The organism is Marmoricola sp. OAE513, from assembly GCF_040546585.1.
Taxonomy (GTDB): domain Bacteria; phylum Actinomycetota; class Actinomycetes; order Propionibacteriales; family Nocardioidaceae; genus Marmoricola.
This window is the reverse complement of record NZ_JBEPOC010000001.1, coordinates 3,114,320-3,127,909: the sequence shown is the minus strand read 5'-3', so window position 1 is coordinate 3,127,909 and position 13,590 is coordinate 3,114,320. Positions and strand designations below refer to the sequence as shown.

Annotated in this window: 14 protein-coding genes and 2 tRNA genes; 7 read left to right on the top strand and 9 right to left on the bottom strand. The window is 69.5% G+C overall.

All coding sequences use genetic code 11. The features are described from left to right. The first annotated feature begins 18 nt into the window (after window positions 1-18). The 3 genes from ABIE44_RS15630 (at window position 19) to ABIE44_RS15620 (ending at window position 2,218) form a co-directional block, all read left to right on the top strand. Window positions 19-1,593, top strand: a complete 1,575-nt coding sequence (locus ABIE44_RS15630; protein WP_209715520.1) for a phytoene desaturase family protein — start codon at window positions 19-21, stop codon at window positions 1,591-1,593. Between the two features lie 57 nt (window positions 1,594-1,650). Beyond that, a tRNA-Lys gene (locus tag ABIE44_RS15625) sits at window positions 1,651-1,723 on the top strand. Between the two features lie 171 nt (window positions 1,724-1,894). Continuing rightward, window positions 1,895-2,218: a hypothetical protein gene (locus ABIE44_RS15620; RefSeq protein ID WP_209715523.1), complete on the top strand. Its 324-nt coding sequence runs from the start codon at window positions 1,895-1,897 to the stop codon at window positions 2,216-2,218. A 3-nt stretch (window positions 2,219-2,221) separates the two neighbouring features. Here the strand turns inward: ABIE44_RS15620 and ABIE44_RS15615 are convergent, their stop codons facing one another. From ABIE44_RS15615 to ABIE44_RS15605, 3 genes are all read right to left on the bottom strand, one after another. Further along, window positions 2,222-3,739, bottom strand: coding sequence for an endonuclease/exonuclease/phosphatase family protein (locus tag ABIE44_RS15615; RefSeq protein WP_209715525.1), 1,518 nt, complete (start codon window positions 3,737-3,739; stop codon window positions 2,222-2,224). Window positions 3,740-3,819: 80 nt separating this feature from the next. Beyond that, window positions 3,820-4,650, bottom strand: coding sequence for an endonuclease/exonuclease/phosphatase family protein (locus tag ABIE44_RS15610; protein ID WP_354438151.1), 831 nt, complete (start codon window positions 4,648-4,650; stop codon window positions 3,820-3,822). After that, the gene (locus ABIE44_RS15605) at window positions 4,550-5,425 is read right to left on the bottom strand and encodes a hypothetical protein (RefSeq protein WP_354438150.1); all 876 of its coding nucleotides are present in this window, start codon (window positions 5,423-5,425) and stop codon (window positions 4,550-4,552) included. The genes ABIE44_RS15610 and ABIE44_RS15605 overlap by 101 nt, the downstream gene beginning before the upstream one ends. A 184-nt stretch (window positions 5,426-5,609) precedes the next feature. On the opposite strand from ABIE44_RS15605, the gene ABIE44_RS15600 reads away from it, so the two are divergent. Continuing rightward, the gene (locus ABIE44_RS15600; protein WP_209715531.1) at window positions 5,610-7,658 is read left to right on the top strand and encodes an ATP-binding protein; all 2,049 of its coding nucleotides are present in this window, start codon (window positions 5,610-5,612) and stop codon (window positions 7,656-7,658) included. Between the two features lie 233 nt (window positions 7,659-7,891). Here the strand turns inward: ABIE44_RS15600 and ABIE44_RS15595 are convergent, their stop codons facing one another. Further along, window positions 7,892-8,191, bottom strand: a complete 300-nt coding sequence (locus tag ABIE44_RS15595) for a GroES family chaperonin (RefSeq protein WP_209723179.1) — start codon at window positions 8,189-8,191, stop codon at window positions 7,892-7,894. A 43-nt stretch (window positions 8,192-8,234) separates the two neighbouring features. Continuing rightward, window positions 8,235-8,480 (bottom strand): DUF3618 domain-containing protein, encoded by a 246-nt coding sequence (locus ABIE44_RS15590; protein WP_354438148.1) that lies wholly within the window; start codon window positions 8,478-8,480, stop codon window positions 8,235-8,237. 64 nt (window positions 8,481-8,544) lie between these two features. Between ABIE44_RS15590 and bcp the strand changes: the two genes are divergently transcribed. Both bcp and ABIE44_RS15580 read left to right on the top strand, forming a co-directional pair. Next, on the top strand, window positions 8,545-9,018 hold the full coding sequence (gene bcp, locus ABIE44_RS15585; protein ID WP_209715538.1) for a thioredoxin-dependent thiol peroxidase: 474 nt from the start codon (window positions 8,545-8,547) through the stop codon (window positions 9,016-9,018). 66 nt (window positions 9,019-9,084) lie between these two features. Continuing rightward, window positions 9,085-9,160: transfer RNA gene (locus tag ABIE44_RS15580), tRNA-Leu, on the top strand. A gap of 1 nt (window position 9,161) precedes the next feature. Here the strand turns inward: ABIE44_RS15580 and ABIE44_RS15575 are convergent. The 4 genes from ABIE44_RS15575 to ABIE44_RS15560 form a co-directional block, all read right to left on the bottom strand. Then, complete coding sequence (locus tag ABIE44_RS15575) at window positions 9,162-9,764, bottom strand: non-canonical purine NTP pyrophosphatase (protein WP_209715541.1); 603 nt, start codon at window positions 9,762-9,764, stop codon at window positions 9,162-9,164. Beyond that, window positions 9,757-10,482, bottom strand: a complete 726-nt coding sequence (gene rph, locus ABIE44_RS15570) for a ribonuclease PH (protein WP_209715544.1) — start codon at window positions 10,480-10,482, stop codon at window positions 9,757-9,759. The genes ABIE44_RS15575 and rph overlap by 8 nt, the downstream gene beginning before the upstream one ends. A gap of 120 nt (window positions 10,483-10,602) precedes the next feature. After that, window positions 10,603-11,382, bottom strand: coding sequence for an ABC transporter permease subunit (locus tag ABIE44_RS15565; RefSeq protein WP_209715547.1), 780 nt, complete (start codon window positions 11,380-11,382; stop codon window positions 10,603-10,605). Next, entirely contained in the window at window positions 11,379-12,293 is a 915-nt protein-coding gene (locus ABIE44_RS15560; RefSeq protein WP_209715550.1) for an ABC transporter ATP-binding protein, read from the bottom strand. The genes ABIE44_RS15565 and ABIE44_RS15560 overlap by 4 nt, the downstream gene beginning before the upstream one ends. 129 nt (window positions 12,294-12,422) lie before the next feature. Between ABIE44_RS15560 and ABIE44_RS15555 the strand changes: the two genes are divergently transcribed. Further along, the gene (locus tag ABIE44_RS15555) at window positions 12,423-13,589 is read left to right on the top strand and encodes a sensor histidine kinase (protein ID WP_209715553.1); all 1,167 of its coding nucleotides are present in this window, start codon (window positions 12,423-12,425) and stop codon (window positions 13,587-13,589) included. Window position 13,590: the final 1 nt, after the last annotated feature.

The following is a 13,590-nucleotide window of genomic DNA, read 5'->3' as shown; positions in this document are numbered from 1 at the left end:
CTCCGCTACGGTTCTTCCATGAGCCAGCGCCGCGAGAGCTACGACGTGGTCGTCGTCGGCGGAGGTCACAACGGCCTCACCGCGGCGGCGTACCTGGCCCGCACCGGCCGATCGGTGCTCGTCCTCGAGCGGCTCGACCACGTCGGCGGCGCCGCGGTCAGCACCGAGGCGTTCCCGGGGATGGGCGCTCGCCTGTCGCGCTACTCCTACCTGGTCTCGCTGCTGCCCGAGTCGGTCGCGCGCGACCTCGACCTCAACGTGGAGCTGCGCTCACGCGCGGTGGCGTCGTACTCCCCCACGATCCGCGACGGGCGGAACCTCGGGCTCCTGGTCGAGCACGACGAGGGCCAGGCGACCCGGGAGTCCTTCCGGGCGCTGACGGGCAGCGACAACGAGTACGACGCCTGGCGCCGGTTCTACGCCGAGATGGCGAACTTCGCGACCCGGGTCGCACCGACCCTGACCCGGCCGCTGATGACCGCGCGGGAGATGGCGGCCGGCGTCGAGCCCGACCTGTGGTCAGCCGTGGTCGACCGCCCGCTGGGCGAGCTGATCGAGAAGCGCTTCACCGACGACCTGGTCCGCGGCGTGGTCGCGACCGACGCGCTGATCGGCACCTTCGCCGACCTCTACGACCGGTCGCTGATCCAGAACCGCTGCTTCCTCTACCACCTGATCGGCAACGGGACCGGCGAGTGGCGGGTACCCGTGCGCGGGATGGGCGCCGTCACCGACGCGATGGCGCAGGCCGCCACGACCGCTGGAGCCGAGATCATCACGGGTGCCGGGGTCAGCGCCATCCGGAGCGACCTCGACGGCGCCGAGGTGACCTGGCACGACGGCAGCCGCGAGCACAGCGTGCGCGCCGGCACCGTAATGGCCAACGTCGCCCCGTGGGTGCTGAAGATCCTGCTCGGCGAGGAGCCGGACCAGGCGAGCAAGCCCAGCGGCGCACAGCTCAAGATCAACTTCCTGCTCTCGCGGCTCCCCCGGCTCAAGACCGGCGTCGACCCGCGCACCGCCTTCGCCGGCACGTTCCACGTCGCCGAGGAGTACGGCGCGCTCGGGACGGCGTACGCCGAGGCCGCGCGCGGCCAGGTGCCCACCACTCCCCCGGGCGAGCTGTACTGCCACTCCCTCACCGATCCCTCGATCCTCGGCGAGCTCGCGTCGTTCGGCGCGCACACGCTGACCTACTTCGGGCTGCACATGCCCGAGGCGCTCTTCGAGGTGGACCCCGAGGCGCGCAGGCTCGAGGCCGTGCGCCGCGCGATCGCCGCGATCGACGTGCACCTGATGGAGCCGCTGCTCTCCTGCGTGATGACGGGCCCGGACGGCGAGCTCTGCGTGGAGGCGAAGTTCCCCCAGGACGTCGAGGCCGATCTGGCGATGCCCGGCGGGCACATCTTCCACGGCGACCTGGCCTGGCCGTGGGCCTCGAACCGCGAGTCGCTGGAGACGCCGGCCCAGCAGTGGGGCGTCGCGACGGGCGTCCCCTCGGTGCTGCTGTGCGGGTCGGGAACCCGGCGCGGAGGGGCGGTCAGCGGTCTCGGCGGGCACAACGCGGCGCACGCCGTCATCGCCTCGACCTAGACCCACCCCCGATTTCATCTTCGGGCGCAGGCGCTGCTAAGGTTCCTGACGGTTCACGCGCCATTAGCTCAATTGGCAGAGCAGCTGACTCTTAATCAGCGGGTTCGGGGTTCAAGTCCCTGATGGCGCACAAATCCAGACAAACCCTCGCAGGCTTCCCGCCGGCGGGGGTTTCGTCGTTCCGGGGTCGGCGCGTCTCGCAACTCATCTGTCGGGGGTGCGGGAGACAGTAGTGGCCTTCCCCACGTGTACTGCCCCGAAGTTCCGGGTAGACCCACGTGTTCCCTACGCAAGGAGCTCCATGGCAGACCGCCGGTACGACGTCATCACCGCCTGCAACGGCGACGCCGACACCTGCACCAGCTTTCGCACGGGTCACAACACGCACACGGTCCAGGCGACGCTGGCCGGTCGGGCACCGCAGGGGTGGCAGGTGGTGACCGTCGAGGAGGTCAGCGGCCAGCTGGTGACGCTGCGGCCCTCCGACGGCACCGAGCTCATCGAGCTGTGGCACCACCGACCGCTCGACGCCGCGCTCGCCGGTGCCGGCACCGTGCGCCTGCACACCGCCCAGGCGCTGCTCGAGGTCGACTCCCGGTGGATCTCGGTCGCCGTCGCCGAGTGACGCCTACCTGTAGGGGATGGTCAGGTCGGCGTAGATCAGGTTGTGGTCGGAGACGAACGACCCGTTGTACTTCCAGTTCGCGACGTTCACGTACGCGCGGCTGCCGTCGAAGCCCTTGAGCATCATGTAGTCCGGACGGGTCGCGACGCCGTACGCCTCGGGTGACTGGGTCTTGTGCCCGTTCACGCTGGAGTACTGGTAGTTGGTCTTCTTCACCGCAGCGAGCGAGTCGTAGTAGCCGCCGCGGACGAACGTCGGCGGGGCCTCCACGTAGCCGGCGACGTCGCCGAACGGCTCCCGGTGGTAGCGCAGGTCCCCCGCGACGATGACCGGGACGTCGTTGGGGTTGATCGCGTCGATCGCTCGCATCGCGACCCTGGCCGCGTTCCCGGCGTCCCGCTTCTTGTTCATCTTCGAGGCGTCCGCGTTCTCGGCGAGGTGGATCGCCACCACGAAGACGTCCTGGCTGGTCGCACCACCGGACGGGTGGACCTGCTCGAGGCGCGCCCACGGCGTGATCAGGTCGTCCTTGCCCGGCTGCGGGTTCGGGACCAGGAAGGAGCCGCTCGCCTTGAGCCGGAACTTGTTCTGGTCGTACATGATCTGCTGGCCCGAGAGCCGGATCGACGGAGCCGCACGCCAGCTCGTCGGGAGCTTGGCCTTGAGCGCGGAGACCGTGTCGCCGCTGGCCTCCTGCAGGGAGATCACGTCGAGGTCGTGGTCGTTGATGTTCTTGGCCAGACCGGCGATGCGGGTCGGTTGCGAGGCGCTCGGGCTGAGCTCGACGTTGTAGCTGCCCATCCGGAAGCCGTCGCCCGGGCCCGGGTCCGGAGCGGTCGGGAACACGGGCGTCCAGGCCGAGCTGCGGATCCCCTTGTTGCACGCGTTGTTCGCGTCCAGGCGGACGTAGACCGGGTTCGCGTAGGCCACGCCCATCATCTTGTCGCCGGCTCTGGGGGTGGTGGAGATCTTCAGGCTGGTGGTGCGCGTCGCCTGGCTGAGCCAGCCGCCGCCGACGACGGCGTCGCCCCCGGGGAAATTGCCGAACGGCGCCGCGTTCCAGCGGACCCGGTAGCGGGTCGCGTACGACGACGTGGGCCAGGTCAGCTTGATGCCGTTGCTGATACCGCTCCCCCGGACGCTGGGCTTGGCGGCCCACGGGTTCTTGAACCGGACGCCCTTCGCCGAGGACCACTTGCCGACCTTCGCGCCCTTGACCGCGCGGACCTGGACCCAGCTGGTGCTGCAGCGGTTGAGCGCCGGCGAGGTCGCCGAGGCGGAACCGGCCGGACGTACGGCGGCGCGCGCGAGACCGCCCTTCGAGGACGCCCACCGGGCCTGGTACGTCGCCCCGCGGATGGGCTTCCACCGGATCGTGAACGTCGCGTTGTAGTGGTTCTGCGAGGTGGACTTCAGCCCTGTGACCTTCGCGACCGCGGCCTCGGCGGACGTGACCGTGAACCCGACCGTCACCAGCGCGACAGTCAGGGCGAGTGCGAGGAGTCGGAGGCGAGCGACCACGGGCAGTCCTTTGCGGTACGGGGAGAGCCGGTCCTTCGGCTCACGGGCTAGATCGGCAGGCGATCAGGGGTTCTGAGGGGTCAGGGTGCGGGGACCTTGGGGACGAAGATGTCCGTGCGGATCATCGCGTGGTCGGACTGCTCGGTGTTCGAGGTGCTGAACTTCGGCATGTTCTCGTAGGTCTTCGAGCCCTTGATGCCCTTCATCACGATGAAGTCCGCGCGGCCCGCGAATCCGAACGTCGTGGTGCGGAGCTGCGTGTGACCGATGACCGTGCCGTACTGCAAGCCGATCTTCGTCTGGGCGTTCTGGGAGTCCCAGTAGCCCGCGCGGATGAAGGTGGGCTGGCCCTCGCCGACGCAGCCCGGGGTGCTCTCGTCGCAGTAGGAGACGTTGCCCTGCTTGTCGACCGGCTTTCCGATGAAGTCGCCACCGACGATGACGGGGAGGTTGTCGGGGTTGGCGTTGGTGATGTTGCTGATCAGCGCCTGGGCATTCGCTTTGGCATCGGCGCGCCGCTCTTCCGAGGTGGCGTCCGGGAAGTACTTCCAGCGGTCCTCGAAGTGGACCGAGACGACAAGGATGCTCTGGCTAATCGGGTCGCCGGTGGCGGGCGGATCGACGGGCGGGATCGGGTCGAGACGGACGGCGGGCGTCGGGATCGGGGTGGTTGCGGTGCCGTCGATCGCCTGGCCGACGTTCGTGGTCGAGTTCCAGGTGTACTTCGACGTCCGGAAGAGAACCTGCTGGGCCGGAAGTCCGGCCAGCGGGGTCGCGACCTCCCAGTCCGAGCCAAGAGTCGCCTTCAGGTCAGTCGCGGTCGTGGGGGTCGCCTCCTGCAGGAGAACGATGTCCAGGCTGCGGCTGTTGATGTTGGCGGCAATGTTGGCGATCTTCGTCGGGTTGTTCATCGCCGTCGGGGTGTTCTCCGACGTTGTAGGACGCCACCGCGAGCGCGTCGCCCGTCGAAGCGTTGCCCGGGTCGGCCGGCTTCGGGAACATCGCGACGTACGCGGTGCTGGGCAGCGAGCTGGTGCAGCCGTTGCTGACCTCGAGCTCGCCGAAGATCGGGTTGCCGTAGGCGGGGCTGATCGTGCGGTCCCCCGGGACCGGCGACGCGGGCAGCTTGATCGAGAGGCTGTGACCGGTCGTGAAGGCCGTGCGGTTGTCGAAGCCGATCCACTTCTCGAACGGAGCAGCCGACCAGTGCAGGCGCGCCTTGGCCACGTTCGCCGTCGTGCTCCAGCGGATCTGGGCGGAGGTGGGGTCGGTCTGCGTCGTGGTGTTGATCTGGCTGCCGACGGGCTTGGTCGGGTAGCCGACCTTGAGCTTCACGGCCTTCGGCGTCGAGAACTTGCCCTTCTTGCCCTTCTTGATCGCGCGCACCTGGACGTACCAGCTGACGCAGCGGTTGCTGAGCACCGGCGAGTACGCGCTGGTCGCGGTGCTCGAGTAGAGCTTCGCGGACTTCAGCTTCGAGGACGAGGGGGCCCAGCGCAGCTGGTACTTGGCGCCCTTGACCTTCTTCCACTTGACCTTGATCTGGCCGGTGGCGGAGTTCTGGCCGGCGTACGCGACGCTGGTGACCTTCGGGACCGAGGCCGCCTGAGCGGGGGCCATGGTCAGGCCGGTGTAGGTGAGGGCGCAGAGCAGGGCAGCCACGAGCAGCCGAGAGCGAGAGAGCACGGAAGATCCTTCGGGTTCCAGATGAGCATCCAGCGTAGGTCTCGAATCGCCGGGACGCTCGGTTTTCGGAACTGACCGATGCCGGTGAAGAGCAGGCCCGCCCACCCGTCGGCGGATTGGGCAGGATCGACGACGCCCCCTGACGTCGCAGCACTAGGGTGTGCCCAGGAACGAGGGAGGTCGGATGCCGAAGAGTCTTGGCCTGCGCGTAGGCGTGGTGCTGGCCCTGGCGTTCGCACTCGGCATCGGCTCGGTCCTGGCCGCCCCACCGGGTGGTCACATCGGGTTCATGTGGCCGGTCGGGCTGGCCTCGGGAGCCGTCGCCATCGTGCCGCGGCGGCACACCGCTCTGGTGGTGACGCTCGTGGTCGCACTCGTGACGACCACCTACGCCGTCGGTGAGCAGTACTCGCTCCAGATCGCTCTCGGCTACGGCATCGGTGTGGGGCTGGAGGCGCTCGTCGCCCAGCACATCCTGACCGCCGGCTGGTCCCGTACCTGGCAGATGCGCGACCTCAACGACCTCGGCCGTTTCGTCGGCGTCTGCGTCGGCAGCGCGTTCGCCGGTGCGCTGGTCTTCACGCTGGTCTCGTGGGTCTACGACTTCGGGGTCCCGCTGCACGTCGGCATCGCCGCGTTCGGTGCTCACCTGGTCGGTCAGGCGTCGCTGCTCGGGTTGTTCCGGGAGCACGTCGGCCCCGAGGAGTCCTACGGGTCGGCCGAGCGCAGCATCACCTGGGGTCTGACCCTCCTGGTCACGACGATCGCGTTCATCCCCAACGACGTCCCGAGCCTCGCCTTCCTGGTGCTCCCGCTGCTGGGCTGGATGGCGTTCCGCGGGTCCACCCGCGAGGTCATGCTCCAGCTCGTCGTGGTCGGCGCGATCGCCAGCACGCTGAGCGGGCAGGGGCTGGGCCCGTTCTCCAACACGCTGTGGACGAACGCGGACTCCGAGTTCCAGGACATCCCCTCGGTGCTGTTCCTGCTCGCCTGCGCGATGGTCTCGATCCCGTTCTCGATGGCGGTGACCATGCAGCGGCGCAGCGCCGTCCAGCTGGTCCAGGAGCAGGCGCGCAGCGAGCGGCTGGTGCAGAGCGCGCGCGGCATCGCGATCATCGGCACCGACAGCCTGGGACGGATCAACCTGTTCAGCCCCGGCGCGGAGTCGATCCTGGGGTACACCCCCGACGAGGTCTACGGGCAGTCGACCCGGATGTTCCACACCGAGGCCGAGATCGCCCGGCAGGCGGCCGAGCTGGGGACGGACCCGACCTACGTCTCGGTGGTGCGGGCCACCGGCGAGCTGCCGCCCGGCACCGCGCGGATCTGGCAGTTCGTGCGCAAGGACGGGATCCCGCGCACGCTCTCGACGATCTTCAGCCCGATCATCGACGACTCCGGGGACTTCGTCGGGTACGTCGCGACCGCCGACGACATCACCGACCGGATCGACGCCGAGGCGGTGCTCGAGAAGGCCCTGCACACCGAGCGCCGCGCGGTGAAGCGACTCACCGAGATCGACCAGGTCAAGGACCAGTTCGTGTCCTCGGTGAGCCACGAGCTGCGGACCCCGATCACCAACATCGTCGGGTACCTCGAGCTGCTCATGGACGGCGTGTACGGCGAGCCGAACGCGCGCCAGAACGACGCGATGAGCCGGATCGACATGAACAGCCGCCGGCTGCTGACCCTGATCGACGACCTGCTGACGCTGTCGAGCATGGAGAGCATCGACCACCGCCGGCGGCGTAGCCAGGTCGACCTGGTCACCGTGGTCACCCGGGCCGACGAGATCGTCCGGCCGAGCCTGCTCCAGCGCGACCTCGAGATGGTCCTGGACGTGCCCGACGAGCCGGTGCCGCTGATCGGCGACGCCGGCGAGCTCGAGCGGCTCGTCATCAACTTCGCCACCAACGCCGTGAAGTTCACCCCGGACGGCGGACGCATCGTCGTCCGGCTCATCGCGGCGACCGACTCGGAAGGACCGGTGCTCGAGGTCGAGGACAGCGGGGTCGGCATCCGCGAGGAGGATCGCGCCAAGCTGTTCACCCGGTTCTTCCGCACCACCCGGGCGCACGAGCTCGGCGTACCGGGCAGCGGGTTGGGGCTCTCGATCGCGAAGGCGATCGCGGACGTGCACGGCGGTCGGATCAGTGCGACGTCGGTCTACGGCAAGGGCTCGACCTTCCGGGTCGAGTTCCCGCTCGGCGCAGACCAGGTCACCGACGACTGAGACGGGCCCGCGGGATCGGCCTCAGCGTGCTCAGCACACCGGGGGGCGGCCGACGTCCCGCGGACCCGAACGTGCGGGAAGGCCTTGGTGAGAGCTGGCACCGAGGGGGCTGCACCTGCTCCCCCGGCTCGTACTCCCGGCCTTCCCGCACTGGTGAGCCACGTCCCTCCCGGCGGGCTCGACACTTAGGACACCGTGGAGCCCGCGCGCTTACGCGCACCGGAGAAGAAATCTCAGAGGTACAGGCCGGTGGGGTTGTCCCCGAGCCGGTCGGCCGCGACCGCGTGGATGTCACGCTCGCGGACGACGAGGTAGACCTCGCCGTGCACCTCGACCTCGGCCTTGTCAGCGGGGTCGAACAGGACGCGGTCGTCGACCTCGACGGCGCGCACCAGGGAACCGACCGCGACGACCTTGCACCAGGACAGGCGGGTGCCACCCATCGCTGCTGTCGCAGGGATGAGGATGCCGCCGCTGGACTTCCGCTCGCCGGCCTCGCGGTCCTCGGCAACCAGGACCCGGTCGTTGAGCATCCGGATCGGGGTCTTCTCGCTCACGTGCGCGTGCTGCCCCGGGCTAGCCGGCGATCTTGCGGATCAGGCTGAACACGACCACGACCCCGACGACGCCGCCGACGACCTTGATGATGTTGTCGGTGCGGGGGCCCTTCTCGTCGACGAAGAAGCCCTTGACCGCCGAGACCTCGCGCTTGGCGATCGTCTTCGGGCTGGTGCGGTACGCGAGCTGGTCGATCGTCGAGGCCAGGCGCGCACGCGTCTGCTCGATGTCGCTCTCGATCGAGCTCAGGTTCCTGTCTCCCACGACCACTCCTATGCCTGTCAGACCGCCGTACGACGTGCTGCTGCGCAACGCTACCGTGTCCGACATGACGACTCGACTCTCCCCTGGGGACTCAGCTCCGGACTTCAGCCTCCCGACCGACGGCGAAGCCCCGGTGAAGCTCAAGGACCTGCGCGGGAAGAAGGTGATCGTGTACTTCTACCCGGCCGCGATGACGCCGGGGTGCACCAAGCAGGCGTGCGACTTCACCGACTCGCTGAGCTCGCTGGAGAAGGCCGGCTACACCGTGGTCGGGATCTCCCCCGACAAGCCCGAGAAGCTGGCCAAGTTCCGCGAGCGCGACGGGCTGACCATCACGCTGGCCTCGGACGCCGACAAATCCGTGATGACGTCGTACGGCGCGTTCGGCGAGAAGAAGCTGTACGGCAAGGTCGTCCAGGGCGTCATCCGCTCGACGATCGTGGTCGACGAGAAGGGCAAGGTCGAGCTCGCGCAGTACAACGTGAAGGCGACCGGTCACGTGGCGAAGCTGAAGCGGGACCTCGGGCTCGACGACTAGTCGTGTGCCTGAGCGCGTCCTGTAGCGCGCCCTCAGGCACACAACTCGCGTTTAGGGTGGGTCTGCGCGCTCGTAGCCCAACGGCAGAGGCACCACGTTTAGGTCGTGGCCAGTGAGAGTTCGAATCTCTCCGAGCGCACCAGCTAGATCAGGATCTCCGCCACCTGCGGGGCGATCTCCCGCAGGGCTTTCCCGCGGTGCGAGATCGCGTCCTTCGTGTCCTTGTCCAGCTCGGCCGTCGTCAGGCCCGGGCGGTCGTCGGCGACGAACAGGACGTCGTACCCGAACCCGCCGGTGCCGCGGACCTCGCGGATCACGTGGCCGTTCATCCGGCCCTCGACGAGGATCTCGCCGCCCTCGTGGACCAGGGCGACGACGCTCACGAAGTACGCGCCGCGGCGCTCGTCGGGGACGTCGGCCAGCTGGTCGAGCAGGAGCCGGTTGTTCCGCTCGTCACTCTTGGGCTGACCGCCCCAGCGGGCGGAGAGAACGCCGGGCATGCCGTTGAGCGCGTCGACGCACAGACCGCTGTCGTCGGCGAGGGTCGGCTTGCCGGAGATCGCGAACCCGGCGCGCGCTTTCAGCAGCGCGTTGCCCGCGAAGTCGGGGGCGTCCTCGACCGGCTCGTCGTACGGCGGCACGTCGTCGAGGCCGAGCACGGTCAGGCCGGGCACGACCTCGCCGAGGATCCGCTCGAGCTCGATCAGCTTCTTGGGGTTGCGGGAGGCGAGAAAGATCTCAGGCACCGGCGGCGAGGGCTTCCTGCTGGAGGCGCGTGAGATCCGCGCAGCCCTTCTCGGCCAGACCGAGGAGCGCGTCGAGCTCGGCGCGGTTGAACGGCGCCCCCTCGGCGGTGCCCTGGACCTCGATGAAGGATCCTGCCCCGTTCATGACGACGTTCATGTCGGTCTCCGCGCGGACGTCCTCCTCGTACGGGAGGTCCAGGCGCGGGACGCCGTCGATGATGCCGACGGAGACAGCCGCCACCGAGGCGACCAGCGGCTCGCCGGCCAGGGCGCCCTCGGCCTTGAGGTGGGCGACCGCGTCGGCGAGCGCGACGTACGCGCCGGTGATCGCGGCGGTGCGGGTGCCGCCGTCGGCCTGGAGGACGTCGCAGTCGAGCACGATCGTGTTCTCACCCAGCGCCTTGTAGTCGATCGCGGCGCGCAGCGAGCGGCCGATCAGCCGGGAGATCTCGTGGGTGCGACCACCGATGCGGCCCTTGACGGACTCGCGGTCCGAGCGGGTGTTGGTGGCCGACGGGAGCATCGCGTACTCGGCGGTGACCCAGCCCAGGCCGGAGCCCTTGCGCCAGCGCGGGACGCCGACGGACGCCGAAGCGGCGCAGAGCACCTTGGTCCTGCCGAACTCGACCAGCACGGAACCGGCGGGGTGGTCCTGCCAGCTGCGGGTGAAGGTGATCGGGCGGAGTTCGTCGTCGGCGCGGCCGTCTGCTCGGGTCATGGGGTGAGCCTAGTTCCGGGGCCGGACAAGCGAAGGAGGTGGTGCCGAACCCAGGCCCGGCACCACCTCTGCTCTCCCCCGCTGTCCTCGGGAGGGAGGACACGTCCTACGGAGAAGACGTTACTTCAGCTCCGAGCGCAGCATTCGCCAAGCGCCGACCACGAGCGGCAGGGCCACCCAGATGACCGAGGTGACACCGAGCTGGGTCCACTCCTCGCCGGTCAGGCTGGACGCGCCGTTGAGGAGCGGAGCCTGCGCGGTGCCGAGGTCGAACCACGCGGCGGCGTCGGCGAAGGACGGCGAGATCTCCCCGATGATTCCGAACACGATCGGGATCGCGAAGTAGAGGACGATCGCGGTCGCGCTGCTCAGGAAGACCAGACCGAACGCGACTCCCTGGAGGATGCCGAGGATCTGGAGCATCCCGAAGGTCGCCAGGTCGAAGGTGCTGAAGTCCTCGAACGGCGAGCCGCCGCCGAGCACCAGCGCCGCGAGGATGGCGACGACCATGGCCAGGACGTAGGCGCCGAGGCCGATGACCAGTGCGGCCCCGATCTTGGCCGTGAGGACGCGGGACCGGTGCGGTTCCAGGGTGAAGGTGACCATCGCGGTCCGCTGGCCCCACTCCTGGGTGATCAGCAGGATCGCCATCACCGGGAGCAGGAAGCCCTGCGGGGTGGCCGCGAAGCCGGCGAAGTTCGAGAACGTCTTGTCGTTGTCGTTGGCGAGCAGGCCGAAGAGCACGATGGCCACCGTCGTGACGATGCCGATGATGGCCAGCAGCCAGGCACCGGCCTTGGTGTCGTACATCTTGCGCAGCTCGACCTGGAGCAACGTGCTCAGCGGGACACGGGGCGTCGAGGAGACGTCCAGGGTCGCGGGTGCGGTGGTGGTGCTCATGCGGGGACTCCTTGGGTGGCGACCGGCTCGCGGGCGTCGTCCGCCGTGAGCTCGAGGAACATCTCTTCCAGACCGGCGCCCTCGGCGGGGCGCAGCTCGACCAGCACGACCCCGGCCGCAGCAGCGGCGCGGCCGATGTCGACGGGTTCGGCGTCCGAGCGCAGACCCCCGTCACCGGACGGCGAGGCCTGGATCCCGGCCTCGGACAGGACCGCGGCGAGCTTCTCCGGGGACTCGCCCTTCACGAACGTGCCGGCCGTCTTGAGCAGCTCGGCCTTGGTGCCCTGCGCGACGATCTTGCCGCGGCCGATGAGCACCATCTCGTCGGCGATCATCTCGACCTCGTGCAGCAGGTGCGAGGACAGCAGCACCGTGCCGCCGCGCTCGGCGTACCCGCGCAGCAGCGACCGCATCCAGTGGATGCCGGCGGGGTCGAGGCCGTTGGCCGGCTCGTCGAGGATCAACACCGACGGGTCCCCGATCAGGGCGTTGGCCAGGCCGAGGCGCTGGCGCATGCCGAGGGAGTAGTTCTTCACCCGGCGGCCGGCCTCGTTCTCGGTCAGGCCGACCAGGTTCAGCATCTCGTCGACCTTGGCCTTGGGCAGGCCCATGGTCAGGGCACTCAGGGCGAGCACCTCGCGGCCGGTCCGGCCGGCGTGCTGCGCGGAGGCGTCGAGCAGGACGCCGACGTGGCGGCCCGGGTTCGGGATGTCGTGGTACTTCAGCCCGCCGATCGTCGAGCTGCCCTTGTCGGGCGGCGTGAGGCCGACCATGATCCGCATGCTCGTGGACTTGCCGGCGCCGTTCGGGCCGAGGAAGCCGGTCACGCGTCCGGGCTGAGCGACGAACGAGACGTCGTCGACAGCGACGAAGTCGCCGTACCGCTTGGAAACACCTTCGAGTTTGATCATGGCTCCAGCCTGCCGAGGCCGGCGCCCGGCGACAACGTCCCAGGGGCTCGACGTGCCCTAGACGAAAGTAGGGGGTACCCGGAACCGGGGGTGCTGTCGGCGGCGGAGGCCGGACCCTAGGCTCGTCCCGTGCTGCAGGCCGCTCCGGAGGACTACAACCAGCCGTTGACCCGCTGGGGCAAGGTCTGGCGGTTCCTGCTGTGCGTGACCGTCTCGACACTGGCGTGGTGGGACATCGCGGACCACCAGTGGCACGACGACCGGCGGTTCTTCTGGATCGACCTGAGCTTCGGACTCGCCTCCTTCGTGATCGTGACCTTCCGGCGGCGGTGGCCCTACCGGGTCGCCCTGGTGCTCACGCTGTTCGGGCTGGTCTCGGCCTCGGCGGCCGGTCCGGGTGGCCTCGCCCTGGTCTCGCTGGCCACCCGGCGCAGGTACCCCGAGGTCGTCAGCATCGGCGTGCTCAGCGTGGTCGTCGGGCAGCTGTACTCGCACTACGCACCGAACCTGACCGGCGACCCGCCCTGGCTCACCTTCACGTTCCTGGTGGTCATCACGATCGCGGCCAGCGCGGTCGGCATGTACCTCGGATCGCGCCGTGAGCTGGTGTGGACGCTGCGCGAACGCGCGCGCTCGGCGGAGTCCGAGCAGGAGATGCGGGTCAGCCAGGCCCGCTCCGCCGAGCGCGAGCGGATCGCCCGGGAGATGCACGACGTGCTCGCCCACCGGATCTCCCTGATCACGATGCACGCGGGCGCCCTCGCCTACCGCACCGACCTGCCCCCCGAGCAGGTCGCCGAGACGGCGGGCCTCATCCAGGCCAAGGCGCACGAGGCGCTGGCCGACCTGCGGCAGGTGCTGGGGGTGCTGCGCAGCCCGGACGGCACCGGGGACAAGCCGCAGCCGACGTACGGCGACCTGGACGCGCTGATCGCGGAGTCCGCCGCCAGCGGGATGGTGATCGACTTCGCCAGCGACCTCGGCGACGACGTCCAGCCGCCCGACCAGGTCGGTCGCACGCTCTACCGGGTCGTGCAGGAGGCGCTGACCAATGCGCGCAAGCACGCGGTCGGCGCGCACGTGACCGTCCGGATCAGCGGTACTCCGGAGGAGGGCATCACGGCGACCGTCGCCAATGCGACCCGCGTGGGCGCCCTGGGCATGCCGGTGACGCCGGGCGCGGGACTCGGGCTCGTCGGTCTGCGCGAGCGCGCCGAGCTGGCCGGCGGCACGCTGACGGTGATCGACGAGCCCACCCGGTTCAGCCTGCGATGCTGGTTGCCGTGGACGACGTGAG

Excerpts from the sequence above, each read along its gene's own strand:
- ABIE44_RS15630 (WP_209715520.1), top strand. The coding sequence starts at position 19 with ATGAGCCAGCGCCGCGAGAGCTACGACGTGGTCGTCGTCGGCGGAGGT.
- ABIE44_RS15620 (WP_209715523.1), top strand. The coding sequence starts at position 1,895 with ATGGCAGACCGCCGGTACGACGTCATCACCGCCTGCAACGGCGACGCC.
- ABIE44_RS15610 (WP_354438151.1), bottom strand. The coding sequence starts at position 4,650 with ATGAACAACCCGACGAAGATCGCCAACATTGCCGCCAACATCAACAGC.
- ABIE44_RS15600 (WP_209715531.1), top strand. The coding sequence starts at position 5,610 with ATGCCGAAGAGTCTTGGCCTGCGCGTAGGCGTGGTGCTGGCCCTGGCG.
- ABIE44_RS15595 (WP_209723179.1), bottom strand. The coding sequence starts at position 8,191 with ATGCTCAACGACCGGGTCCTGGTTGCCGAGGACCGCGAGGCCGGCGAG.
- bcp (WP_209715538.1), top strand. The coding sequence starts at position 8,545 with ATGACGACTCGACTCTCCCCTGGGGACTCAGCTCCGGACTTCAGCCTC.
- rph (WP_209715544.1), bottom strand. The coding sequence starts at position 10,482 with ATGACCCGAGCAGACGGCCGCGCCGACGACGAACTCCGCCCGATCACC.
- ABIE44_RS15565 (WP_209715547.1), bottom strand. The coding sequence starts at position 11,382 with ATGAGCACCACCACCGCACCCGCGACCCTGGACGTCTCCTCGACGCCC.
- ABIE44_RS15560 (WP_209715550.1), bottom strand. The coding sequence starts at position 12,293 with ATGATCAAACTCGAAGGTGTTTCCAAGCGGTACGGCGACTTCGTCGCT.